Consider the following 23,704-nt stretch of genomic DNA (forward strand, 5'->3'; position numbering starts at 1 on the left):
ACAATGCGGTCCGTGCTTAAATTGTAGCTGGGATGCAGGGGGAAGACGGGCGCGGAAGGCGCGCCCGGTAAATATTTTTACGCAGACAGCGGGATCAGTCGCGTTTCGCGCCACCGCGCAGCAGGCCGGAGGCGCCTTCAGAGTAGTCGCGCGGCATCTGGACCGGCGCCTGATCGTTGCTGGCTTCGGACTCCGCCAGGCGATTGCGGAACGGATTGGCGTCCGCCATGGCGTCCGGCAGCAGGCTGCTGGAGCTTTTTGCCATGTGCTGATACAGCTGACGGTAGTCATCCGCCATGTTGTCCAGCAGTTCTGCGCTGCGCGCAAAATGGCTGACCAGCTCTTCGCGATACTCTTCAAGCTCTGCTTTATTCTTTTCCAGTTCGAACTGCAGCGCTTGTTGCTGACGCAATTTGCGGTTACCAAAACGCATGGCGACGGCACCGATGATGATACCGACGACTAATCCAATTAGCGCGTATTCCCAGGTCATGAACATCTCCCGTTGTTTTGTGGTTCCGTAGGGTGGCTGTTAGGCTCTCCGCCTGCGCCCGATAGTGCCACTATAACCGCTAATTCCACAGAAGTGGAATCCTGGCGTATCATCGCGTACTGTAGAACCGCCTTTTTTTCGTCAATCGTGCGTCACGGCGCCACGGTTTTCAAGGAATAACAATAAGATCATGCAAAGCCTGTCCCCAACATCGCGTTACCTTTTAGCTCTCAAAGAGGGCAGCCATCAACCAGACGATGTCCAACAAGAAGCGGTCAGCCGCCTCGATACCATCTATCGTGAACTGCAGGATAAACCTGTAGCCGCAGCGCCCGCGGGCGGCGGTCTGCGGGCAAAATTCAGCAAACTACTCGGCAAGCGCGAGCCGGCGGCGGAAACGACCGCCGTACGCGGCCTGTATATGTGGGGCGGCGTGGGGCGCGGCAAAACCTGGCTGATGGATATGTTCTATCAAAGCCTGCCGGGCGAGCGTAAACAGCGCCTGCATTTCCATCGCTTTATGCTGCGCGTGCACGAAGAGTTAACCACCCTGCAGGGGCATAGCGACCCGCTGGAAATCGTTGCCGACCGCTTTAAAGCGCAAACCGATGTGTTGTGCTTCGACGAGTTTTTTGTCTCCGACATCACCGATGCCATGCTGCTCGGCGGCTTAATGAAAGCGCTGTTCTCGCGGGGGATTACGCTGGTCGCTACCTCGAACATCCCGCCGGACGAACTCTACCGCAATGGTCTGCAACGCGCGCGTTTCCTGCCGGCGATAGACGCCATCAAACAGCATTGCGACATTATGAACGTCGATGCGGGGATTGATTACCGCCTGCGCACTTTAACCCAGGCGCATCTGTGGCTGTCGCCGCTCAATGCCGAGACCAGCCAGCAAATGGATAAACTCTGGCTGGCGCTGGCGGGGGGCAAACGCGAGCAGATGCCGACGCTGGAAATTAACCACCGGCCGCTGCCGACGTTGGGCGTGGAAAACCAGACCCTGGCAGCGTCGTTCGACACGCTGTGCGTAGATGCGCGCAGCCAGCACGATTACATCGCGCTGTCACGCCTGTTCCATACCGTGATGTTGTACGATGTGCCGGTGATGACGACGCAGCTCGAGAGCGAAGCGCGGCGCTTTATCGCGCTGGTGGATGAATTCTACGAACGCCATGTGAAGCTGGTGGTCAGCGCGGCGGTACCGCTGTATGAGATCTATCAGGGCGAACGCCTGAAGTTTGAGTTCCAGCGCTGTTTATCGCGCCTGCAGGAAATGCAAAGCGAAGAGTATCTGAAGCAGCCGCACATGCCCTGAATCCAGCCTTCTTCTCAGGTTGAGAAAAACCTGCTGCAAATCACATAAAGGGGTCGATCTTTGGCCCCTACTTCTCTATAATCTTGCGACCCCACGTTACGAGAAGGTTTTTTTTCCCGAAATCTTCTATGTGCTGGCATAGGCTATTCGAAGGGGTAGGTTTGCCGGACTTTGTCGTGTGAACCTCAACTGACTAAACGTTTGGGTGTTCACCAACGTGTAACTTATTTATTTGGGTAAGCTTTTAATGAAAACTTTTACAGCTAAACCAGAAACCGTAAAACGCGACTGGTATGTTGTTGACGCGACCGGTAAAACTCTGGGCCGTCTGGCTACTGAACTGGCTCGTCGCCTGCGCGGTAAGCACAAAGCGGAATACACTCCGCACGTTGATACTGGTGATTACATCATCGTTCTGAACGCAGAAAAAGTTGCTGTAACCGGCAACAAGCGCGAAGACAAAATGTACTACCACCACACCGGCCACATCGGTGGTATCAAAGAAGCGACCTTTGAAGAGATGATTGCCCGCCGTCCTGAGCGTGTGATTGAAATCGCGGTTAAAGGCATGCTGCCAAAAGGCCCGCTGGGTCGTGCTATGTACCGTAAACTGAAAGTTTACGCTGGTAACGAGCACAACCACGCGGCACAGCAACCGCAAGTTCTTGACATCTAATCGGGATTATAGGCAATGGCTGAAAATCAATACTACGGCACTGGTCGCCGCAAAAGTTCCGCAGCTCGCGTTTTCATCAAACCGGGCAACGGCAAAATCGTAATCAACCAGCGTTCGCTGGAACAGTACTTCGGTCGTGAAACTGCCCGCATGGTAGTTCGTCAGCCGCTGGAACTGGTCGACATGGTTGAGAAACTGGATCTGTACATCACTGTTAAAGGTGGTGGTATCTCTGGTCAGGCTGGTGCGATCCGTCACGGTATCACCCGCGCTCTGATGGAGTACGACGAGTCCCTGCGTTCTGAACTGCGTAAAGCTGGCTTCGTTACTCGTGACGCTCGTCAGGTTGAACGTAAGAAAGTCGGTCTGCGTAAAGCACGTCGTCGTCCGCAGTTCTCCAAACGTTAATTGTTTTCTGCTCACGCAGAACAATTTGCGAAAAAACCCGCTCCGGCGGGTTTTTTTATGGATAAAACGGCTGTTATCCACAAAGAAATGGCCTGTTCTTACCACTTTTTCAGCATTTCCAGAATACCCTCACCACAACGTCCGCAAAATCTGGTAAACTATCATCCAATTTTCTGCCCAAATGCTGGTGGTTGTTCATTTTTTAGTTAATCAATGAACATATCGTCGCCGTGCGAATGGGGTTTATACATCTGGCTGGCCATGCGTGGTCGGCAGCAGTAAAAATTCTGAATATACCTGGAGGTTTTCATGGCTGTCGCTGCCAACAAACGTTCGGTAATGACGCTGTTTTCTGGTCCTACTGACATCTATAGCCATCAGGTCCGCATCGTGCTGGCCGAAAAAGGTGTCAGTTTTGAGATAGAGCACGTGGAGAAGGATAACCCGCCTCAGGATCTGATTGACCTCAACCCGAATCAAAGCGTCCCGACGCTGGTGGATCGTGAGCTCACTCTGTGGGAATCCCGCATCATTATGGAATACCTGGATGAGCGTTTCCCGCATCCGCCGCTAATGCCGGTTTACCCGGTGGCGCGTGGTGAAAGCCGTCTGTACATGCAACGTATCGAGAAAGACTGGTATTCGCTGATGAATACCATCCAGACCGGTACCGCGGCCCAGGCCGATGCCGCTCGTAAGCAGCTGCGTGAAGAACTGCAGGCGATTGCGCCGGTCTTTACTCAGAAGCCTTACTTCCTGAGCGACGAGTTCAGCCTGGTCGATTGCTACCTGGCTCCGCTGCTGTGGCGTTTGCCGGTTCTCGGCGTAGAACTGGTGGGTGCTGGCGCGAAAGAGCTTAAGGGCTATATGACTCGCGTCTTCGAACGTGATTCTTTCCTCGCTTCTTTAACTGAAGCCGAGCGTGAAATGCGCCTCGGCCGGGGCTAAATAATGGATGTATCACAGCTGACGCCGCGTCGCCCGTACCTGCTGCGGGCGTTCTATGAGTGGCTGCTGGATAACCAGCTGACTCCGCACCTGGTCGTCGATGTGACGCTGCCAGGCGTTCTCGTGCCGATGGAGTACGCTCGCGACGGCCAAATCGTTCTGAACATTGCGCCGCGTGCGGTGGGCAATCTGGAACTGGCGAATGACGAAGTGCGCTTTAACGCCCGCTTCGGCGGCGTACCGCGCAACGTTTCCGTGCCGCTGGCTGCGGTACTCGCAATCTATGCCCGTGAGAACGGCGCAGGAACGATGTTTGAACCTGAAGCGGCCTATGACGAAGATGTCAGCAGCCTCAACGATGATGACGTCGCGCCTGAGAGCGAAAACGAAACGGTGATGTCGGTGATTGATGGCGATAAGCCGGATAATCACGATGACGATCCTGACGACACGCCACCGCCGCCGCGCGGTGGTCGTCCGGCGCTGCGCGTTGTGAAGTAATGCCTGACAGGCCCTCCGGGGCCTGTTTTTTTGCCTGCTTGCTTTGTTAACCCCGCCACACATCACGCGTCTCACCACTGGTACTGTTTACGCTACACGTATCCGTTCGGGGAGCAGGAATGTCTTTATTTGCCCAACTAAATTCGCGCATACGCCATCATGGCGGATTAATTGTCTCCTGCCAGCCGGTACCCGGCAGCCCGCTTGATAACCCGCAGATTGTCGCCGCGATGGCGCTGGCGGCAGAGCAGGCGGGGGCCGTGGCGCTGCGTATTGAAGGTCTGAACAACCTGCAGGCCGTTCGTCCGTTAGTGACGGTGCCCATTATCGGCCTGATAAAGCGCGATCTGCATGAAAGCCCGGTGCGTATCACCCCGTGGGTGGAGGATATCGTCGCGCTGGCGCAGGGCGGGGCGGATATTATTGCCATTGACGGTACGCAGCGTCAGCGTCCGGTACCGGTATCGGCGCTATTGGCGGAAATTCATCATCAGGGAAAAGTGGCGATGGCGGATTGTTCGTCTCAGGCCGATGCCCTGCAGTGCTGGCAGCTGGGCGCAGAAATCGTCGGCACCACTCTTTCAGGCTATACCGCAGAAGAGACGCCGGATGAGCCCGACCTGGCGCTGGTGAAAAGCCTCAGCGCCGCGGGCTGCAGGGTAATCGCCGAGGGACGGTATAATACGCCAGCGCAGGCGGCTGAGGCGATGCGCCACGGCGCGTGGGCCGTCACCGTCGGGTCAGCGATAACCCGCTTAGAGCATATCTGTGGCTGGTATAATACGGCGTTGAAAAAAGCCGTTTCCACTCAATGAGCAATAAAAAAGCCCGGTGGCGTTAACCATCGGGCTTTTATGCGTTGCGACTCAGAATCTAATCAGACTTCAAGATAGTTGAGGATACCGTCTGCCGCTTTGCGGCCTTCGGCAATCGCCGTTACCACCAGGTCCGAACCGCGAACGATATCGCCGCCGGCAAAGATTTTCGGGTTGCTGGTCTGGAACGCGTTGTCGCTGCCTTCCGGGGCGATGATGCGGCCCTGAGAGTCCAGCTCGACGCTATGCTTCGCCAGCCATTCCATGCTGTGCGGACGGAAACCAAACGCCATCACCACCGCGTCTGCCGGCACCACGTGCTCGGAACCGGCGACGATTTCCGCGCGACGGCGGCCTTTCGCATCCGGCTGGCCCATTTCGGTGCGCGCCATTTTCACGCCGCACACTTTGCCGTTGGCATTCACTTCCACGCCCAGCGGCTGGACGTTGAACTGGAATTCGACACCCTCTTCACGCGCGTTTTTCACTTCGCGTTTGGAGCCCGGCATGTTTTCTTCGTCACGGCGATAGGCGCAAATAACGTGCGCCGCCCCCTGACGAACCGAGGTTCGCACGCAGTCCATCGCGGTGTCGCCGCCGCCGAGAACCACCACGCGTTTGCCTTCCATACTGACGAAAGGTTCGTGTGCCGTTTCGCCAAAGCCCATGATCTGTTTGGTGTTGGCGATAAGGAACGGCAGAGCGTCATACACGCCGTTGGCATCTTCGTTTTCCAGCCCGCCGCGCATGGACTGGTAGGTGCCCACGCCCAGAAATACCGCATCGTACTCTTTCAGCAGATCGTCGAGCTGGATGTCACGGCCCACTTCGGTATTGAGCCGGAACTCAATCCCCATGCCGGTGAAGATCTCACGGCGGCGGGTCATCACCTCTTTTTCCAGCTTGAACGCCGGGATGCCGAAGGTCAGCAGGCCGCCGATTTCCGGATGACGATCGAAGACGATCGCCTTCACGCCGTTGCGGGTCAGCACATCGGCGCAGGCCAGCCCTGCCGGACCGGCGCCGATGATGGCGACGGTTTTACCGGTTTGCTTCACGCCGGACAAGTCCGGGCGCCAGCCCATCTCAAACGCTTTATCGTTGATATAGCGTTCAATGTTGCCGATGGTCACCGCGCCGAACTCATCGTTCAGGGTGCAGGAACCTTCGCACAGGCGGTCCTGCGGGCAGACACGTCCGCAGACTTCCGGCAGGGTGTTGGTCTGATGCGACAGCTCCGCCGCTTCAAAAATACGCCCCTCGTTGGCCAGCTTCAGCCAGTTCGGGATGTAGTTGTGCACCGGACATTTCCATTCGCAGTACGGGTTGCCGCAGGAGAGGCAGCGGTCCGCCTGCGCCTTGGCCTGGCCTTCTGAAAACGGCTCGTAAATTTCTACAAACTCAATTTTACGGATCTTCAGCGGTTTCTTTGGCGGATCAACACGCTGCAGGTCGATAAATTGGTATACGTTCTGACTCATCTTAACCCCTTACTGCGCCTGCACCCGCAGCTCAGCTGCGGAACGACTACGGTGACCCAACAGTGCTTTAACATCGCTGGACTTCGGTTTAACCAGCGCAAACTTCGCCGCGAAGGCCGGCCAGTTGGCGAGGATCTCTTCGCCGCGCTGCGAACCGGTAAGCTGGACGTGTTCGGTAATTAAGCCGCGCAGGTGTTCCTCATGGATAGCCAGCGTGTCCACGTCCAGAACTTCCACCAGTTCAGGGTTAACGCGTTTACGGAAGTCGCCATCTTCATCCAGGACGTAAGCAAAGCCGCCGGTCATACCTGCGCCGAAGTTCACGCCGGTTTTACCCAGGATACAGACGATACCGCCGGTCATGTATTCACAGCCGTTGTCGCCGATGCCTTCCACCACGGTGATGGCGCCGGAGTTACGTACCGCAAAGCGTTCGCCCGCGCGTCCTGCCGCGTACAGACGACCGCCGGTCGCGCCATACAGACAGGTGTTGCCAATGATGCTTGCTTCATGGCTGCGGAAGGCGGAGCCGACCGGAGGACGAATCGACAGCAGACCGCCCGCCATGCCTTTACCCACGTAGTCGTTGGCGTCGCCGGTCAGGTGCAGCTCAACGCCGCCGGCGTTCCAGACGCCGAAGCTCTGGCCCGCGGTACCGCTAAAGTGGGCGGTAATCGGGTCGGCGGCCAGCCCCTGGTCGCCATGAGTCTGGGCGATATAACCGGACAACGACGCCCCAACGGAACGGTCGGTGTTGCGAATATCGAACCAGAACGTTTTGCTCTGTTTGTTATCCACATACGGCTTCGCCTGCTGCAGCAGCTGCGCGTTGAGCACGCCGTTATCGAACGGCGGGTTGCTCTCGGTGCAGTACAGCGCCTTGCCCGGCAGCGGCTCAGCGGTTTCCAGCAGTTTGCCGAGCTCCAGTTTCTGCTGTTTCGCCGTAAAGCCTTCCAGTTCTTTCAGCAGGTCGGTACGGCCGATCAGGTCCACCAGGCGCTTCACGCCCAGCTGCGCCATCAGCTCGCGGGTTTCGCGGGCGATGAATTCAAAGTAGTTGGTCACTTTGAACGGCAGGCCGTGGTAGTGGTTCTTACGCAGTTTGTCGTCCTGGGTCGCTACGCCGGTGGCGCAGTTGTTCAGATGACAGATACGCAGGTATTTACAGCCCAGCGCGACCATCGGGCCGGTGCCGAAGCCGAAGCTTTCCGCGCCAAGGATCGCCGCTTTGATGATATCGAGGCCGGTTTTCAGGCCGCCGTCTACCTGCAGGCGAATTTTATGACGCAGGCCGTTGGCGACTAGCGCCTGCTGGGTTTCCACCAGGCCAAGTTCCCACGGACAGCCGGCATATTTCACCGATGAGAGCGGGCTCGCCCCGGTACCGCCATCGTAACCGGCGATAGTGATAAGGTCTGCGTAGGCTTTCGCCACGCCGGTGGCGATGGTGCCGACACCCGGTTCGGAAACCAGTTTGACGGAAATCATCGCCTTCGGATTGACCTGCTTGAGGTCGAAAATCAGCTGCGCCAGATCCTCGATAGAGTAAATATCGTGGTGCGGCGGCGGGGAGATCAGCGTCACGCCCGGTACCGAATAACGCAGTTTGGCGATATAAGGCGTCACTTTGTCACCCGGCAACTGTCCGCCTTCACCGGGTTTCGCGCCCTGGGCGACTTTAATCTGGATCACGTCGGCATTCACCAGGTAGGCTGGAGTAACGCCGAAACGACCGGAAGCCACCTGCTTAATGCGCGAGACTTTGTTGGTGCCGTAGCGCGCCGGGTCTTCACCGCCTTCACCGGAGTTGGAGAAGCCGCCGATGCTGTTCATCGCTTCCGCCAGTGATTCGTGCGCTTCCGGGCTCAGTGCGCCGATCGACATGGCCGCGGTATCGAAGCGTTTAAACAGCTCTTTCGCTGATTCCACCTCATTGATGCTTACGGCTTCATCGCCTGGGTTGAGCGCCAGCAGATCGCGCAGCGTGGCCGCCGGGCGTTCATTAACCAGCTTCGCGTATTCCTGATAATCACGGTATTCGCCGCTCTGAACCGCCTGCTGCAGGGTGCGAACGACGTCCGGGTTGTAGGCGTGATATTCGCCGCCGTGGACGTATTTCAGCAAGCCGCCCTGAGCCAGCGGTTTACGCGCCAGCCATGCGCGCTTCGACAGATTCAGCAGGTCCTGCTGGAAGTCGTCGAAACCGGCACCGCCGATGCGGCTCACTACGCCCAGGAAGCAGAGGTCGGCCACGTCGCGATGCAGGCCGACCGCTTCGAACAGCTTCGAGCAGCGGTAGGAGGCGATGGTCGAGATCCCCATCTTCGACATGATTTTGTACAGGCCTTTGTTGATGCCGTTACGGTAGTTCAGCATCACCGCACGGTATTCTTTATCGATAGCTTTGCTATCCACCAGCTTCGCCAGGGTTTCGTAAGCCAGATAAGGATAGATAGCCGTCGCGCCAAAGCCCAGCAGCACCGCGAAGTGGTGCGGATCGCGGGCGCTGGCGGTTTCGACGATGATGTTAGCGTCGCAGCGCAGGCTCTTTTCGACGAGGCGCGTCTGGATAGCGCCAACGGCCATCGGCGCCGGCACTGGCAGACGATCTTTCGCGATGTTGCGGTCAGACAGTACCAGCAATACGGTACCGTTACGCACCATCTGTTCCGCTTTATCGCACAGCGCTTTTACCGTCTCGGCCAGCGTGGTTTCGTTGGCATCAAAGGTAATGTCCAGGGTGTCGGCGCGATAGTGCTCCTCCTCCATGGTGGTCAGCTGTTTAAAGTCGGAGTACAGCAGGATCGGCGATTTAAAGCTCAGGCGGTGCGCCTGGCCTTCCGCTTCGCAGAAGACGTTCATTTCGCGACCAATACTGGTAGCCAGCGACATCACGTGCGCTTCACGCAGCGGATCGATAGGCGGGTTTGTCACCTGGGCGAACTGCTGGCGGAAATAATCGTAAATGATACGCGGCTGGCTGGAGAGCACGGCGAATGGGGTATCATCGCCCATCGAACCGACCGCTTCCTGGCCGTTTTCCCCAAGGACGCGCAGAACGGAGTCCAGCTCTTCGGCGCTGTAGTTAAACTGTTTCTGGTAGCTGGCGAGCGTGTCGTCATCCAACTGACGGCTGCCGACTTCTTCTTCCGGCAGGTCTTCGAACGGCACCAGACGGCGGACGTTTTTCTCCATCCACTCTTTGTACGGATGGCGGCTTTTCAGATCGTTATCGGTTTCCGCCGAGTGCAGAATGCGCCCGCTGCGGGTATCGATGACCATCAGCTCGCCAGGCCCAACGCGGCCTTTTTCCATCACCTCATCCGGCTGATAGTCCCAGATGCCGACTTCAGACGCGCAGGTGATGAGTTTATCTTTGGTAATGACGTAGCGCGCCGGACGCAGACCGTTACGGTCGAGGTTACAGGCGGCGTAGCGACCGTCGGACATGACGATGCCCGCCGGGCCGTCCCACGGCTCCATATGCATGGAGTTAAAGTCGAAGAACGCGCGCAGCTCCGGATCCATATCCGGGTTATTCTGCCAGGCCGGCGGTACCAGCAGGCGCATCGCGCGGACGATATCCATCCCGCCTGCCAGCAGCAGTTCCAGCATATTATCCATCGAGCTTGAGTCAGAGCCGGTTTCATTGACGAACGGCGCGGCGTCATGCAGATCGGGGATCAGCGGGGTCTGGAATTTATAGGTACGGGCGCGGGCCCACTGGCGGTTACCGGTGATGGTATTGATTTCACCGTTGTGCGCCAGATAGCGGAACGGCTGCGCCAGCGGCCAGCGCGGCACGGTATTAGTGGAGAAGCGCTGGTGGAACAGACAGATAGCGGATTCCAGGCGCAGGTCCGCGAGGTCCAGGTAGAAGCGCGGCAAATCCGCCGGCATACACAGACCTTTATAGATATTGACCAGGTTCGACAGGCTACAAACGTAGAAATCTTTGTCTTCCTGCAGGCGCTTTTCAATGCGACGGCGCGCGATGAACAGACGGCGTTCCATATCGCGCGGGCGCCAGCCTGCCGGAGCGTTAACAAAAATTTGTTCAATACGAGGCAGCGAGGAGAGGGCGATTTCACCGAGCACGCCTTCGTTAGTCGGCACATCGCGCCAGCCAACGATAGACAATGTTTCGCGTTGCAGCTCTTCTTCAACGATACGGCGCGCAGCGCTTGCCAGCTCGGGGTCTTTATTCAGGAACAGCATCCCGACGGCGTAGTTTTTGGCTAAGCGCCAGCCGCGTTCTTCCGCCACAATCCGGAAGAAACGATCGGGTTTTTGTAACAGCAGGCCGCAACCGTCGCCGGTTTTACCATCGGCAAGGATCGCGCCGCGGTGCTGCATTCGGGCCAGTGCGTGTATAGCGGTGCGCACTACCTTGTGGCTAGGTTCGCCTTCTATGTGGGCGATCAGGCCGAAACCACAGTTATCCCGCTCAAGGGATTTGTCGTACAACATATCAGTGAACCTCCCCAGGCTCTACGGGATGCCCTCTTAATCGATTGCGCGCAAGGCACAGCAAGAGCATGGCGACGGGGTAAGGGCATCTTTGCCTACCTCGCATTCGCCCTCTTTAAATCCTTTTCGCATCGGTACACAAGTTTGAGGACTTGCTATTAAGAGGGAATCTCAATTACTGCATAAATATGATGAGCAGAGCGCTCATCCAGAAAGCTTCCAGCGGATTCCCAACTTATCGAGAATCCACACTTACGTCAAATGGCAATCTTATTTATACAAAAGTGTGCTAAGAGGTGGTTAATTTTATGATTTTAAAGAGTATTATTGTTTTTTTAAAGGCATATAAACTCTCAGGGATGCGTAATCTAGTGTGATCTGTCTCACTATATCCGCAGCCTAAGATTACCTTTCTGTACTGAATTGTATTTTTATAGCAGAGTATTTGACTGCTGCTGTTCTTAATGACAGGAAATAAAACTATTTTTTGCTGTGACAAAGATAATTGAAACTCAGCATTGAAGTATAAGGAAATGTTATTACCGCAGCTGTGAATGAAATAGCGTTTATTTTGATTGAATATGCAATGAGCTAAGCGGCCGCGCTGACGATTGATCCAGGTCATCGCCGTCGGAGGCTAAAAATGGCAGGCTTGGCCCCTTTCTTGAGGCCGGTCTATCAGATTATGCAGTTACAAAAATTAGTCAACATGTTTGGTGGGGATCTTACGCGCCGCTACGGTGAAAAGGTACATAAACTGACGCTGCATGGTGGATTTAGCTGCCCGAATCGTGATGGCACAATTGGCCGCGGCGGCTGCACATTTTGTAATGTCGCCTCCTTCGCCGACGAGGCCCAGCAGTACCGCTCAATTGCCGATCAGCTGGCGCACCAGGCGCAGCTGGTCAACCGCGCGAAACGCTATCTTGCTTATTTCCAGGCCTACACCAGCACCTTTGCCGAAGTTCAGCTCCTGCGTTCGATGTATCAGCAGGCGGTGAGCCAGGCGAATATCGTTGGATTGTGCGTCGGCACCCGCCCCGACTGCGTACCCGATGCGGTGCTGGATCTGCTCAGCGAATATCGGGAACAGGGCTATGAAATCTGGCTGGAGCTGGGGCTGCAGACCGCGCATGATAAAACGCTGCATCGTATCAATCGCGGCCATGACTTTGCCTGCTACCAGCGCACCACCCGACTGGCGCGCGAGCGCGGATTAAAGGTCTGTGCGCATCTTATCGTCGGCCTACCGGGCGAAACGCAGCAACAGTGCCTGCAAACCCTGCAACGGGTGGTCGACACCGGCGTCGATGGCATTAAGCTGCACCCGCTGCACATCGTGACCGGCAGCATCATGGCGAAAGCCTGGCAGGCGGGTCGCCTGAACGGTATTGCTCTGGATGACTATACGGTCACCGCCGGTGAGATGATTCGCCATACGCCGCCGGAGGTGATTTATCACCGTATTTCGGCCAGCGCCCGTCGCCCAACGCTGCTGGCGCCGCTGTGGTGCGAAAACCGCTGGACCGGCATGGTCGAGCTGGACAAATACCTTAATGCCCATGGCGTTCAGGGGTCGGCATTGGGGACACCGTGGATCCTGCCCGCCTGATGCTCCACTTCCTTAACGGCTGATTACCGCCGCATTTTTTGCACAACTTACAGCGTAATGTTCAGAATTGGGTATTATTGTGCGGAGTTGGCGATAAGGAATCCCTCATGAAGCAAATTCGTATGCTGGCGCAGTACTATGTCGATCTGATGATGAAGTTAGGTCTGGTGCGCTTTTCAATGCTGTTAGCTCTGGCGCTGGTGGTGCTGGCTATTGTGGTACAGATGGCCGTCACAATGGTGCTGCATGGGCAGGTGGAGAGTATTGATGTCATCCGTTCTATCTTCTTCGGGCTGCTGATTACCCCCTGGGCGGTCTATTTTCTGTCGGTGGTAGTCGAACAGCTGGAAGAGTCGCGGCAGCGGCTCTCGCGGCTGGTGGAAAAGCTGGAAGAGATGCGCGAGCGCGACCTTAAGCTTAACGTGCAGCTCAAGGACAATATCGCCCAGTTGAACCAGGAAATTGGCGAGCGTGAGAAAGCGGAAGCGGAACGCGAGACTACGCTGGAACAGTTGAAAATAGAGATGAAAGAGCGTGAAGAGACGCAAATTCAGCTGGAACAACAGTCCTCCTTCCTGCGCTCTTTCCTTGATGCCTCACCGGATCTGGTTTTCTATCGTAACGAAGATAAAGAGTTCTCCGGCTGTAACCGGGCGATGGAACTGTTGACCGGAAAAAGCGAAAAGCAGCTGATTCACCTCAAGCCGCAGGATGTCTATAGCGAAGAAGCCGCGGTGAAAGTGCTGGAGACCGATGAGAAAGTCTTCCGCCATAATGTCTCGCTGACCTACGAACAATGGCTCGATTATCCCGATGGGCGTAAAGCCTGCTTTGAGATCCGCAAGGTCCCCTACTATGACCGCGTGGGCAAGCGCCGTGGCCTGATGGGCTTTGGCCGCGATATTACCGAGCGTAAGCGCTATCAGGACGCGCTGGAGCGCGCCAGCCGGGACAAGACCACCTTTATCTCAACCATCAGCCACGAGCTGCGTACGCCGCTCAACGGCATCGTTGGGCTCAGCCGCATCCTGCTGGATACTGAATTGACCAACGAGCAGGAAAAATATCTGAAAACTATCCATGTTTCAGCGGTGACGCTGGGGAATATCTTCAACGATATTATCGACATGGATAAAATGGAGCGGCGCAAAGTGCAGCTCGATAATCAGGAGGTGGACTTCACCAGCTTCCTTGCCGATCTGGAGAACCTCTCGGGCCTGCAGGCGCAGCAGAAAGGGTTGCGCTTTGTGATGGAGCCAACCCAGCCGCTGCCGCATAAGGTGGTAACCGATGGTACGCGCCTGCGGCAGATCCTGTGGAACCTGATCAGCAATGCGGTGAAGTTTACCCAGCAGGGCAATGTCACCGTGCGCGTCCGCTATGATGAAGGCGATATGCTGCACTTCGAAGTCGAGGACTCCGGTATCGGTATCCCGCAGGCGGAGCAGGACAAAATTTTCGCCATGTATTATCAGGTGAAAGATAGCCATGGCGGTAAACCGGCAACCGGTACCGGCATTGGTCTGGCGGTGTCGCGCCGTCTGGCGCGCAATATGGGCGGCGATATCAGCGTGACCAGCCAGCCGGGGCAGGGGGCGACGTTTACCCTGACCGTACACGCGCAGGCGGTGGCTGATGAAGTCGAAGATACGCTGGCCGAAGACGATATGCCGCTGCCGGCGCTGAACGTGCTGCTGGTGGAAGATATCGAACTGAACGTGATTGTCGCCCGTTCGGTGCTGGAAAAACTGGGCAACAGCGTGGACGTGGCGATGACCGGTAAAGCCGCGCTGGAGATGTTCGAACCCGGCGAATACGACCTGGTGTTGCTGGATATTCAGCTACCGGACATGACCGGCCTCGATATCTCGCGGCAGCTAAAACAGCGCTATGCCGCCGATGAGCTGCCGCCGCTGGTGGCGCTGACCGCTAACGTGCTGAAGGACAAAAAAGAATACCTTGATGCCGGCATGGATGATGTATTAAGTAAGCCGCTGTCGGTACCGGCGTTAACCGCGATCATCAAGAAATTCTGGGATGCGCCGGAAGACGACGGCCATGAACCGCCTGCGGTGGATGTCGCGAAATCGGCATCGGTACTGGACACCGATATGCTGGAGCAATATATCGAGCTGGTGGGACCGAAGCTGATTACCGACGGGCTGGCGGTGTTTGAGAAGATGATGCCAGGCTACATGTCCGTGCTGGAATCGAATCTCACCGCGCGCGACCAGAAAGGTATCGTCGATGAGGGCCATAAAATTAAGGGCGCGGCGGGTTCGATAGGCCTGCGCCATATCCAGCAGTTGGGACAGCAGATCCAAACGCCTGATTTACCCGCGTGGGAAGACAACGTCGGCGAGTGGGTGGAAGAGATGAAATCCGAGTGGCAAAACGATGTTGCGATACTGAAGGCCTGGATTGCGGCGGCGGATAAAAAATGACCCCGGATAAACCGGGGTGCGCGAATACTGCGCCAACACCAGGGAACTGGTTGTTGAGCCAGGATTGTTCGAGTGATTTTTTTACACGGCGCAACCTGAGGATTTGGCTTGCTCGTTCATTAAGATAGCAAACCATAAATAATTTGTTACGTGAATCGGTAAAATATGTGAAGCATAGCGAGTAAATCAAAATTATTTACTTGTTTCATAGAGTTGCGCTAAGGGGTTAGCAAGATGAAGAAGATTGGCGTGGTACTAAGCGGCTGTGGCGTTTACGACGGCGCAGAAATCCATGAAGCGGTCATTACCCTGTTGGCCATTGCGCGTCGCGGCGCGCAGGCCGTCTGCTTTGCGCCGGATAAGGCGCAAACCGACGTGATCAATCATCTGACCGGCGAAACGATGGCGGAAAGCCGCAACGTGCTGATTGAAGCGGCGCGTCTTGCGCGCGGCGCTATTCAGCCTTTGGCCAGCGCCCGTGTGGACGATCTGGATGCGCTGATTGTGCCAGGCGGCTTTGGCGCGGCGAAAAACCTGAGTAATTTCGCCGCCCAGGGGAGTGACTGCGTCGTTGACCGCGATCTGCAGGCGTTAACGCTGGCGATGCACGAGGCGGGTAAGCCGCTGGGCTTTATGTGTATCGCGCCGGCGCTGTTGCCGAAGATTTTCCCGACACCGCTGCGGATAACCATCGGTACCGATCCGGATACTGCCGAGGTGCTGGAAGAGATGGGCGCGGAGCATGTGCCGTGCCCGGTTGACGACATCGTGGTCGATGAAGACAACAAAGTGGTGACCACGCCTGCTTATATGCTGGCGCAGAATATTGCCGAGGCCGCCAGCGGTATTGAGAAACTGGTCGATCGCGTACTGGTTCTCGCTGAATGAGTAAGCGTGTTGCGCCGCTGGCGATGATCAAGCGCCTGCTGTTACGCCTGGCGCTTATCTGCGTGGTTTTCTGGGGCGGCGGTATCGCCGTATTCAGCGTTCTGCCGGTGCCGTTCTCAGCGGTGATGCTCGAGCGCCAGGTTAGCGCCTGGTTCTCCGGTGATTTTCATTATGTCGCCCATTCTGATTGGGTTGGTATGGACGAGATTTCCCCCTGGATGGGGCTGGCGGTGATTGCTGCTGAAGATCAGAAATTCCCCGACCACTGGGGTTTTGACGTGCCGGCAATCGAAAAAGCGCTGGCGCACAACGAACGGAATGAAAATCGAATTCGCGGCGCGTCAACGCTCTCTCAGCAGACGGCGAAAAACCTGTTTTTATGGGATGGCCGTAGCTGGCTACGCAAGGGGCTGGAAGTGGGCCTGACCGTCGGTATCGAAACGGTCTGGAGCAAGAAACGCATTCTCACCGTGTATCTGAATATCGCCGAGTTTGGCGACGGTATTTTCGGTGTTGAAGCGGCGGCTCAGCGCTATTTTCATAAGCCGGCCAGCCGTTTAACCCCTGCAGAGGCCGCGCTGCTGGCGGCGGTATTACCGAATCCGATTCGGTTTCGCGCCGATGCGCCATCAGGTTATGTTCGCAGCCGACAGGCATGGATCCTGCGCCAGATGCGTCAGTTAGGCGGCGAAGGCTTTATGCAGGCCAATAAGCTGCATTAACCGCAATCCCGCCGGGAGATGCTTAGTCTTCATCAAACCCGGCGTTGAATAGCGCGATCACCGCCGCCAGCGCTTCGACTTCCTGCGGGCCGCTGGCCTCCACCTCAATTTGACGACCTTTGGCGGAATCGAGCATCAGTAGGGCGATAACGCTATTGGCTTCCGCCTCCGTGCCTTCGTCGTTGCGTAGCAACACTTCCGCATCGAAATTCTGCATTAGCTCGAAAAGCTTCATCGCCGGGCGCGCATGCATGCCCAGCTTGTTGGTGATTTCAACGGTTTGCTTGACGGTCATGATTTACGTTTTTCCAGCGTCCGGTGACGAGACTGCACGTTCTTACCGCGCGAGCGGAAGTAGTCAGCCAGCTGTTCGGCAATATAGACCGAGCGATGCTTACCGCCGGTACAACCAATGGCCACCGTCAGATAGCTGCGGTTATTGGTTTCCAGCATTGGCAACCAAAGCTCCAGATAGCTTCGGGTCTGATAAATAAAGTTATGCACTTCCGTATGGCGATCGAGGAAGGCGGCAACCGGTTTATCGAGGCCGGTCATGGGGCGTAGCTTCGGATCCCAGTGCGGGTTCGGCAGGAAACGGACGTCAAAAACGTAATCGGCATCGATCGGGATACCGTGTTTGAAGCCGAATGATTCAAAGACCATCGTCAATTCACGTTCGCGTTTACCTAGCAGGCGGGTACGCAGCATCTCGGCCAGTTCATGCACCGACATTTCGGAAGTATCGACGATCAGGTCCGCGCGCGAGCGCAGCGGCTCGAGCAGATCGCTCTCTTCGTCGATCGCGCTTTCGAGCGACAAATTCTTGCTGGAGAGCGGATGCAAGCGGCGGGTATCGCTGTAGCGGCGGATCAGGGTATTGCGGTCGGCATCAAGGAACAGCAGCTGCGGGGAGAAGGATTCCGGCAGGTTCTGCATCGCTTGTTCAAAGATTTCCGGTGATTCCGGCATATTACGCACGTCGATGCTGACGGCCGCGGAGATATCGCGGTCGGCCAGCGTTCGCGCCAGCTCAGGTAACAGCACTACCGGCAGGTTATCCACACAGTAGAAGCCCATATCTTCCAGCGCTCGCAGGGCGACGGATTTCCCCGAGCCAGAGCGGCCGCTGACGATCATCAGTACCATGTACCGTTTCTCCTCAGTACGATAAAGGTTAAGGCGCGACTCACGTTAAGCGTCATCGCTGCTTCCTGCTTCGGTGATGATCTCATACAACTCTTCATCGCTCACCGCAGCGCGCAGGCGACGGCAGATGGTTTTGTCCGCCAGACGTTTGGCGACCAGCGAGAGCGTATGCAGGTGGGTTTTGGTTTGATCGGCCGGCACCAGTAGCGCAAACAGCAGATCAACCGGCTGATTGTCGATCGCATCGAAGGCGATCGGCGTTTCCAGCTGCACAAATACGCCAACGGCGCGCAGGGTATCCTCTTCAAGCTTGCCGTGAGGGATCGCAATGCCGTTGCCGATCCCGGTACTGCCCATTTTTTCACGGGTCAGGATCGCTTCAAAGACCACCTGCGGCGGCAAACCTAGCTGCTTCGCCGCCAGTTCGCTGATGATTTCCAGCGCGCGTTTCTTGCTCTGGCAGTGAACCTGGCTACGGGTACAATCCTGGTTAAGGACATTGCTCAGTTGTAGAGCGGAATCGTTGTTCATCATAATTTCACCTGAGCTGCCCTTATCCGCGGGCTGCGGATAAGGGCGATCGCCCGGACAATTAGTGTTGTTTCAGTTTATCTTTATGTTTTGTTAACTGTCTTGCCAGCTTATCGATAAGACCATCGATAGCGGCATACATATCCTGCCCTTCCGCACTGGCATGGATTTCGCCACCGTTGACATGCAAATTGGCGTCCGCGATTTGCGTCACCTTCTCTACTTTTAACACAATATAGACCTGGTTGATCCTATCGAAAAACTGCTCCAGTTTGCTGAACTTCGTGGTGACGAAGTCGCGCATAGCAGGAGTGATCTCGACGTTGTGTCCTGTAATGTTGAGCTGCATAGTGTCTTCCTTATCGGTTGTGTCAGACCAGTTGTTTGCGCTGGTTTGACGGCGGAATGGATAAAGACTCTCGGTACTTAGCAACAGTGCGCCGTGCCACCATAATACCCTGATCGGAGAGCATGGTGGTGAGCTTGCTGTCGCTCAACGGCTTCGCGGGGTTTTCCGCGGCGATTAACTTCTTCACCAGCGCGCGAATGGCGGTAGACGAGGCTTCGCCGCCGCCTTCGGTATTCACATGGCTGGAGAAGAAATACTTCAACTCAAAAATACCGCGTGGACTGTGCAGATATTTTTGCGTGGTAACGCGTGAAATTGTTGATTCATGCATCTCGACGGCCTGGGCGATATCCGCCAGCACCATCGGTTTCATAAATTCTTCGCCCTGCTCAAAGAAGGCCTGCTGCTGTTCGACGATGCAGCGGCTGACGCGCAGCAGGGTATCGTTACGGCTCTCAAGGCTCTTAATCAGCCAGCGGGCTTCCTGCAGGTTGCTGCGGATAAATTGGCTGTCGGCGTCGTTGCGCGCATTATTGCCCATCGCCGCGTATTGCTGATTAATCTTCAGCCGCGGAATGCTATCGGAATTGAGCTCGACAACCCAGCGGCCGCTAACCTTGCGCACCAGCACATCCGGGATCACGTACTCAGGCTCGCTGGTTTGTATGGACTGCCCCGGCCGCGGATCCAGCGACTGGATCAGGCAAACCGCCTCTTTCAGAACGTCTTCTTTCAAGCGGGTGACGCGCATCAGGCTGCGGAAATCGTGGTTGGCCAGGAGATCAAGATGCTCGCTGATGATCAACCGTGCCTCTTCCAGCCACGGCGTCTCTTTGGCAAATTGTGAAAGCTGGATCAGCAGGCAGTCACGGAGATCCCTGGCGGCGACGCCGACCGGATCGAAACGCTGCACGCGTTTGAGTACCGCTTCCACTTCCTCAATGCCAATTTCATCATCTTCGATACTATCGACAATGTCCTGAATGGGAATAGTAAGGTAGCCGGTATCGTCAACGGCATCGACGATGGAGGTGGCAATCGCGCGGTCGGTATCGGTGAAAGGCGTGAGCTCAACCTGCCACATCAGATAATCCTGCAGGCTCTGGGTGGTTTCACCCTGATAGATCGGCAGTTCATCGTCCTGGTAGTCGACGCCATTACCCGACGGCGTGCCGGCGGTGTAGATTTCATCCCAGCTGGCGTCCAGCGGCAGCTCATCCGGCATCTCTTTTTGTTCGAGCGCGTCGACGGTATCCAGGGACTCGCGGTCCTCGGCTTCTGTGGTTTCAACCTCTTCGTGAAGATCGGTTTGCTCAAGCAATGGGTTACTCTCCAGCGCCTGCTGGAGTTCTTGCTGGAGTTCTAACGTAGACAGCTGCAACAAGCGGATGGCCTGCTGCAGTTGGGGCGTCATGGCAAGCTGTTGGCTTAGCCTTAATTGCAAACCTTGCTTCATGTTCAGGGTCAATATCTCCGGCTAAAACGTCTATAACCTCTACCCTATCAGAGTCTGAAGTCTTCCCCAAGGTACACGCGTTTAACCTGCTCGTCTTCAAGGATTTGCTGCGGGGTGCCGTGGGCGATGAGATGGCCCTGGCTTACGATATAAGCTCGTTCACAGACCGCCAGCGTCTCCCTGACGTTATGGTCAGTAATGAGTACGCCAAGCCCGCTGTCGCGCAGGTGTTCGATGATGCGTTTAATATCGATAACGGAGATGGGGTCGACCCCGGCGAACGGTTCATCCAGCAGGATGAATTTGGGGTTCGCCGCCAGCGCGCGGGCGATTTCGACGCGGCGGCGTTCACCGCCGGAGAGCGCCTGGCCCAGGCTATCGCGCAGGTGTTCGATGTGGAATTCTTCCATCAGCTCTTTAGCGCGATCTTCACGCTGCTCGCTGCTGAGATCGTCGCGAATCTGCAGCACCGCCATCAGGTTATCGTAGACGCTCAGGCGGCGGAAGATAGAGGCTTCCTGCGGCAGATAACCAATGCCGCGGCGCGCGCGCGCGTGCAGCGGCAGCAGACTGATATCTTCATCGTCAATGATAATGTTGCCGGCATCGCGCGGCACGATGCCCACCACCATATAAAAGGTGGTGGTCTTACCGGCGCCGTTCGGGCCCAGCAGACCGACGATTTCACCGGAGTTGACGGTCAGGCTGACGTCTTCCACCACGCGGCGGCCTTTGTAGGCTTTGGCGAGGTTTTTTGCAGTTAATGTTGCCATAACGGATTACTTACCTTTCTTTTGCTGATCGCCGCTTTTGTCCTGCAACTGCGAAGGCACCAGTACCGTAGTCACGCGACCGCCTTTGTTGCTGAAGGCCTGCATTTTCTGCTCCTTCACCAGATAGGTGATTTTATCGCCCTGAATATTGCTATCCAGCTGTTCCAGATGCGCGTTACCGGTCAGCACCACGAAATCGTTCTGCAGTTCATAATGCATTTTCGACGCGCGGCCTTTCACCGGTTTGCCATTGTCCTGCATCTGATAGAAGGTGGCCGGATTGCCGAAACCGTCGATCACCTCTTTGCCTTTTTCACCGCCAGGGCGGGTAACCACGACTTTGTCGGCATTGATCTTAATGGTCCCCTGGGTAACGACCACGTTACCGGTGAAGGTCACGACGTTACCCTGCATATCCAGCGACTGCTGATCGGATTCGATGTGAATCGGCTGATCGGTATCGCCGGTTTTTGCCAGAGCCGGCAGGCTGGCGGCCAGAAGCGCGCTTGCGAGCGCAATGTTAAGGCTGAGTTTGTTTGTTCTGAATTTCATAAGAGGTTCTAACCTTTTCAATCAGCTCGGCATTTTTGCTGCGTAGGTTCCCGCGCATTTTCAGGCCGCTGGAATTAAATGTTGTTCCGTATAACGTCACCATATCGTCAGAGGTTACATCCTGGGTCACCAGGTTCACCTGCGCGTTATCGGTGGTAATTTTGCGCAGTTGAGAGTCGGGGCTCAACGCGTCGACCTCAACGTGGCCGTAAAGATACAGCATACGGTCGTTGGTTAACTTGGCTTTATCCGCTCTGATTGACCAGGCCGGAACCTTGTTGGTATCAAAGGTAGTCATTACCGGGTTGGTGAACCACGATACTTCTTGTTCGGAAAAGTATTCGACATGCTCGGCTATCAGACGATAGCTCAGCGCGCCTTCCGGGCTGTACACCACGGTATCGGTATGCTCGCTTTTATACGTCGGATCGTTAGGATTGACCGCGACGGTCGCGGTGTCGTCCGTACTCGCCAGGTTCAGGCCGATCAGGATCAACGCGACCAGCGATAGTAAGATGATAACCCAACGTCTGGTTTTACTCATATTGATTGCCCTTTGGCCTCATCAAGCTTGCCCTGCGCCAATAGTAACAAATCGCAGACTTCGCGTACCGCGCCGCGTCCGCCGTTAATTCGCGTGACATAGTTCGCCCGCGGGAGCAGCAGCGGATGCGCATCGGCGACGGCGACGCTTAAACCGACCTCCGCCATTACCGGCCAGTCGATCAGATCGTCGCCAATGTACGCGACTTCATCGGGGCGAACCGCCAGTTTGCTTAATAATTCGCGAAACGCCAATAGCTTATCGGACTGACCTTGATACAGATGCGTAATGCCCAGCGTCTGGCAGCGGTCTTCTACCAGTTTAGCTTTTCGCCCGGTAATAATCGCGACTTCAATACCGGAAGTCAGCGCGCAGCGGATCCCGTAGCCATCGCGGACGTTAAACGCTTTCAGTTCTTCGCCGTTGTTGCCCATATAGATAAGGCCGTCGGAAAGCACGCCGTCGACGTCGAGGATCAGTAAACGGATCTTCGCCGCCCGGTCGATAAATTCCTGGCTTACCGGCCCGTAGCAGGTGTCGACCTGGGCATCAGCATTATTCATTATTTTATCCTTACTTACACTACGCCAGCGCGCAGCAGATCGTGCATATGTACCACACCTAGCAGTCGGTCGCCATCGGCAACCAGCACGCAGGTGATATGGCGGGACTGCATCAGGTTGAGCGCATCTACCGCCAGCATGCCCGGACGAATGCGGATCCCGCCTGGGGTCATGACTTCAGCGATGCTGGCGTTGCGCATATCGACGCCGGTATCGAAGACGCGGCGCAGGTCGCCATCGGTGAAGATGCCGATGATATTCATCTCGTCATCGCAGATGGCCGTCATGCCTAAATTCTTACGGGTGATTTCCAGCAGCGCATCGCGCAGGGTGGCCTGCAGGCCGACGTGAGGGATCTCATCGCCGGTATGCATAATATCATTGACCCGCAGCAGCAGCTTACGACCAAGTGCGCCGCCGGGGTGCGACAAGGCGAAATCTTCGGCGGTAAAGCCGCGGGCTTCGAGCAGCGCTACGGCAAGGGCGTCACCCATCACCAGCGCGGCGGTGGTGCTGGAGGTCGGCGCCAGTCCTAGCGGACAGGCCTCTTTCGGCACTTTCACACATAGATGAATATCGGCGGCGCGCGCCATGCTGCTGTCCGGACGGCTGGTGACGCAGATAAGCGGCACCTGCTGGCGTTTAAGCACCGGAATCAACGCCAGAATTTCATTAGATTCACCGGAATTGGATAGCGCGATGACCACATCCTGCGGCGTGACCATCCCCAGATCGCCGTGAGCCGCTTCACCGGGATGGACAAAAAAAGCCGAAGTACCGGTACTGGCGAAAGTCGCCGCCATTTTGCGCCCGATATGACCGGATTTACCCATGCCCATCACCACGACTTTACCGCCGCAGCGGAAAATCGTTTCACAGGCGCGGGTGAAATCTTCATTAATATACTGATCGAGCTGGGCCAGACCTTCACGTTCAATTTCCAGAACCTGACGTCCTGCCTGTTGAAAGTCAAAATCCGTTGGCAAATCTATTTGCGACATGATGTTATCC

At 56.2% G+C, this 23,704-nt stretch carries 22 protein-coding genes and 1 pseudogene; 10 read left to right on the top strand and 13 right to left on the bottom strand.

Going from position 1 to position 23,704, the window contains the following annotated elements; all coding sequences use genetic code 11:
* Window positions 1-94: 94 nt before the first annotated feature.
* Window positions 95-493 carry a Z-ring associated protein ZapG gene (zapG, locus tag ABLV78_RS02500; RefSeq protein ID WP_015369480.1) on the bottom strand — a complete coding sequence of 133 codons (399 nt, stop codon included), beginning with the start codon at window positions 491-493 and terminating at the stop codon, window positions 95-97.
* A 190-nt stretch (window positions 494-683) separates the two neighbouring features.
* Here zapG and zapE point away from each other — a divergent pair, with 190 nt between their 5' ends.
* From zapE to ABLV78_RS02530, 6 genes and pseudogenes are all read left to right on the top strand, one after another.
* On the top strand, window positions 684-1,814 hold the full coding sequence (gene zapE, locus ABLV78_RS02505; protein WP_047047540.1) for a cell division protein ZapE: 1,131 nt from the start codon (window positions 684-686) through the stop codon (window positions 1,812-1,814).
* A gap of 247 nt (window positions 1,815-2,061) precedes the next feature.
* A complete protein-coding gene (gene rplM / locus ABLV78_RS02510) occupies window positions 2,062-2,490 on the top strand; it encodes a 50S ribosomal protein L13 (RefSeq protein ID WP_002918559.1) in 429 nt (142 codons plus the stop codon).
* 15 nt (window positions 2,491-2,505) lie between these two features.
* A complete protein-coding gene (rpsI, locus tag ABLV78_RS02515; protein WP_000829818.1) occupies window positions 2,506-2,898 on the top strand; it encodes a 30S ribosomal protein S9 in 393 nt (130 codons plus the stop codon).
* Between the two features lie 309 nt (window positions 2,899-3,207).
* Window positions 3,208-3,846: a stringent starvation protein SspA gene (sspA, locus tag ABLV78_RS02520; protein ID WP_015369483.1), complete on the top strand. Its 639-nt coding sequence runs from the start codon at window positions 3,208-3,210 to the stop codon at window positions 3,844-3,846.
* Between the two features lie 3 nt (window positions 3,847-3,849).
* Window positions 3,850-4,347 (top strand): ClpXP protease specificity-enhancing factor, encoded by a 498-nt coding sequence (gene sspB / locus ABLV78_RS02525; RefSeq protein ID WP_045394985.1) that lies wholly within the window; start codon window positions 3,850-3,852, stop codon window positions 4,345-4,347.
* A gap of 119 nt (window positions 4,348-4,466) precedes the next feature.
* Window positions 4,467-5,169 (top strand): annotated as a pseudogene (locus ABLV78_RS02530) (N-acetylmannosamine-6-phosphate 2-epimerase).
* Window positions 5,170-5,224: 55 nt separating this feature from the next.
* On the opposite strand, the gene gltD reads toward ABLV78_RS02530, so the two are convergent.
* Both gltD and gltB read right to left on the bottom strand, forming a co-directional pair.
* Complete coding sequence (gene gltD / locus ABLV78_RS02535; RefSeq protein WP_047047534.1) at window positions 5,225-6,643, bottom strand: glutamate synthase subunit GltD; 1,419 nt, start codon at window positions 6,641-6,643, stop codon at window positions 5,225-5,227.
* Between the two features lie 9 nt (window positions 6,644-6,652).
* Window positions 6,653-11,113, bottom strand: coding sequence for a glutamate synthase large subunit (gene gltB / locus ABLV78_RS02540; protein ID WP_072058234.1), 4,461 nt, complete (start codon window positions 11,111-11,113; stop codon window positions 6,653-6,655).
* 685 nt (window positions 11,114-11,798) lie between these two features.
* Here gltB and mnmL point away from each other — a divergent pair.
* The 4 genes from mnmL to mtgA all read left to right on the top strand — a co-directional run bounded on the left by mnmL (window position 11,799) and on the right by mtgA (window position 16,779).
* Window positions 11,799-12,725 carry a tRNA modification radical SAM protein MnmL/YtqA gene (mnmL, locus tag ABLV78_RS02545; RefSeq protein ID WP_045394979.1) on the top strand — a complete coding sequence of 309 codons (927 nt, stop codon included), beginning with the start codon at window positions 11,799-11,801 and terminating at the stop codon, window positions 12,723-12,725.
* A 107-nt stretch (window positions 12,726-12,832) separates the two neighbouring features.
* Window positions 12,833-15,169 carry an aerobic respiration two-component sensor histidine kinase ArcB gene (arcB, locus tag ABLV78_RS02550; RefSeq protein ID WP_045394977.1) on the top strand — a complete coding sequence of 779 codons (2,337 nt, stop codon included), beginning with the start codon at window positions 12,833-12,835 and terminating at the stop codon, window positions 15,167-15,169.
* Window positions 15,170-15,403: 234 nt separating this feature from the next.
* A complete protein-coding gene (gene elbB / locus ABLV78_RS02555) occupies window positions 15,404-16,057 on the top strand; it encodes an isoprenoid biosynthesis glyoxalase ElbB (RefSeq protein ID WP_045394975.1) in 654 nt (217 codons plus the stop codon).
* Window positions 16,054-16,779: a monofunctional biosynthetic peptidoglycan transglycosylase gene (gene mtgA / locus ABLV78_RS02560; RefSeq protein WP_045394973.1), complete on the top strand. Its 726-nt coding sequence runs from the start codon at window positions 16,054-16,056 to the stop codon at window positions 16,777-16,779. The genes elbB and mtgA overlap by 4 nt, the downstream gene beginning before the upstream one ends.
* A gap of 22 nt (window positions 16,780-16,801) precedes the next feature.
* Here mtgA and npr read toward each other — a convergent pair whose 3' ends face one another.
* Genes npr through kdsD form a run of 10 tightly spaced genes read right to left on the bottom strand, consistent with a single transcriptional unit; the run spans window position 16,802 to window position 23,694 of the window.
* Window positions 16,802-17,074, bottom strand: coding sequence for a PTS phosphocarrier protein NPr (gene npr / locus ABLV78_RS02565; protein ID WP_002918431.1), 273 nt, complete (start codon window positions 17,072-17,074; stop codon window positions 16,802-16,804).
* A complete protein-coding gene (gene rapZ / locus ABLV78_RS02570; RefSeq protein ID WP_015369491.1) occupies window positions 17,071-17,925 on the bottom strand; it encodes an RNase adapter RapZ in 855 nt (284 codons plus the stop codon). The genes npr and rapZ overlap by 4 nt, the downstream gene beginning before the upstream one ends.
* A 45-nt stretch (window positions 17,926-17,970) precedes the next feature.
* Complete coding sequence (gene ptsN / locus ABLV78_RS02575; RefSeq protein ID WP_015369492.1) at window positions 17,971-18,459, bottom strand: PTS IIA-like nitrogen regulatory protein PtsN; 489 nt, start codon at window positions 18,457-18,459, stop codon at window positions 17,971-17,973.
* A 58-nt stretch (window positions 18,460-18,517) separates the two neighbouring features.
* Window positions 18,518-18,805: a ribosome hibernation promoting factor gene (gene hpf / locus ABLV78_RS02580; RefSeq protein WP_004125711.1), complete on the bottom strand. Its 288-nt coding sequence runs from the start codon at window positions 18,803-18,805 to the stop codon at window positions 18,518-18,520.
* A gap of 22 nt (window positions 18,806-18,827) precedes the next feature.
* Window positions 18,828-20,261 carry an RNA polymerase factor sigma-54 gene (gene rpoN / locus ABLV78_RS02585; protein WP_047044697.1) on the bottom strand — a complete coding sequence of 478 codons (1,434 nt, stop codon included), beginning with the start codon at window positions 20,259-20,261 and terminating at the stop codon, window positions 18,828-18,830.
* Window positions 20,262-20,308: 47 nt separating this feature from the next.
* Complete coding sequence (gene lptB / locus ABLV78_RS02590; protein ID WP_004206203.1) at window positions 20,309-21,034, bottom strand: LPS export ABC transporter ATP-binding protein; 726 nt, start codon at window positions 21,032-21,034, stop codon at window positions 20,309-20,311.
* A gap of 6 nt (window positions 21,035-21,040) precedes the next feature.
* Window positions 21,041-21,586 carry a lipopolysaccharide ABC transporter substrate-binding protein LptA gene (gene lptA, locus ABLV78_RS02595; RefSeq protein ID WP_015369494.1) on the bottom strand — a complete coding sequence of 182 codons (546 nt, stop codon included), beginning with the start codon at window positions 21,584-21,586 and terminating at the stop codon, window positions 21,041-21,043.
* Entirely contained in the window at window positions 21,555-22,130 is a 576-nt protein-coding gene (lptC, locus tag ABLV78_RS02600; protein WP_047044700.1) for an LPS export ABC transporter periplasmic protein LptC, read from the bottom strand. The genes lptA and lptC overlap by 32 nt, the downstream gene beginning before the upstream one ends.
* Entirely contained in the window at window positions 22,127-22,693 is a 567-nt protein-coding gene (gene kdsC, locus ABLV78_RS02605) for a 3-deoxy-manno-octulosonate-8-phosphatase KdsC (RefSeq protein ID WP_015369496.1), read from the bottom strand. The genes lptC and kdsC overlap by 4 nt, the downstream gene beginning before the upstream one ends.
* Window positions 22,694-22,707: 14 nt before the next feature.
* Complete coding sequence (gene kdsD / locus ABLV78_RS02610; protein ID WP_015369497.1) at window positions 22,708-23,694, bottom strand: arabinose-5-phosphate isomerase KdsD; 987 nt, start codon at window positions 23,692-23,694, stop codon at window positions 22,708-22,710.
* Window positions 23,695-23,704: the final 10 nt, after the last annotated feature.

It is taken from the genome of Klebsiella sp. CN_Kp075 (assembly GCF_040065055.2).
Classification (GTDB): Bacteria; Pseudomonadota; Gammaproteobacteria; order Enterobacterales; family Enterobacteriaceae; genus Klebsiella; species Klebsiella aerogenes.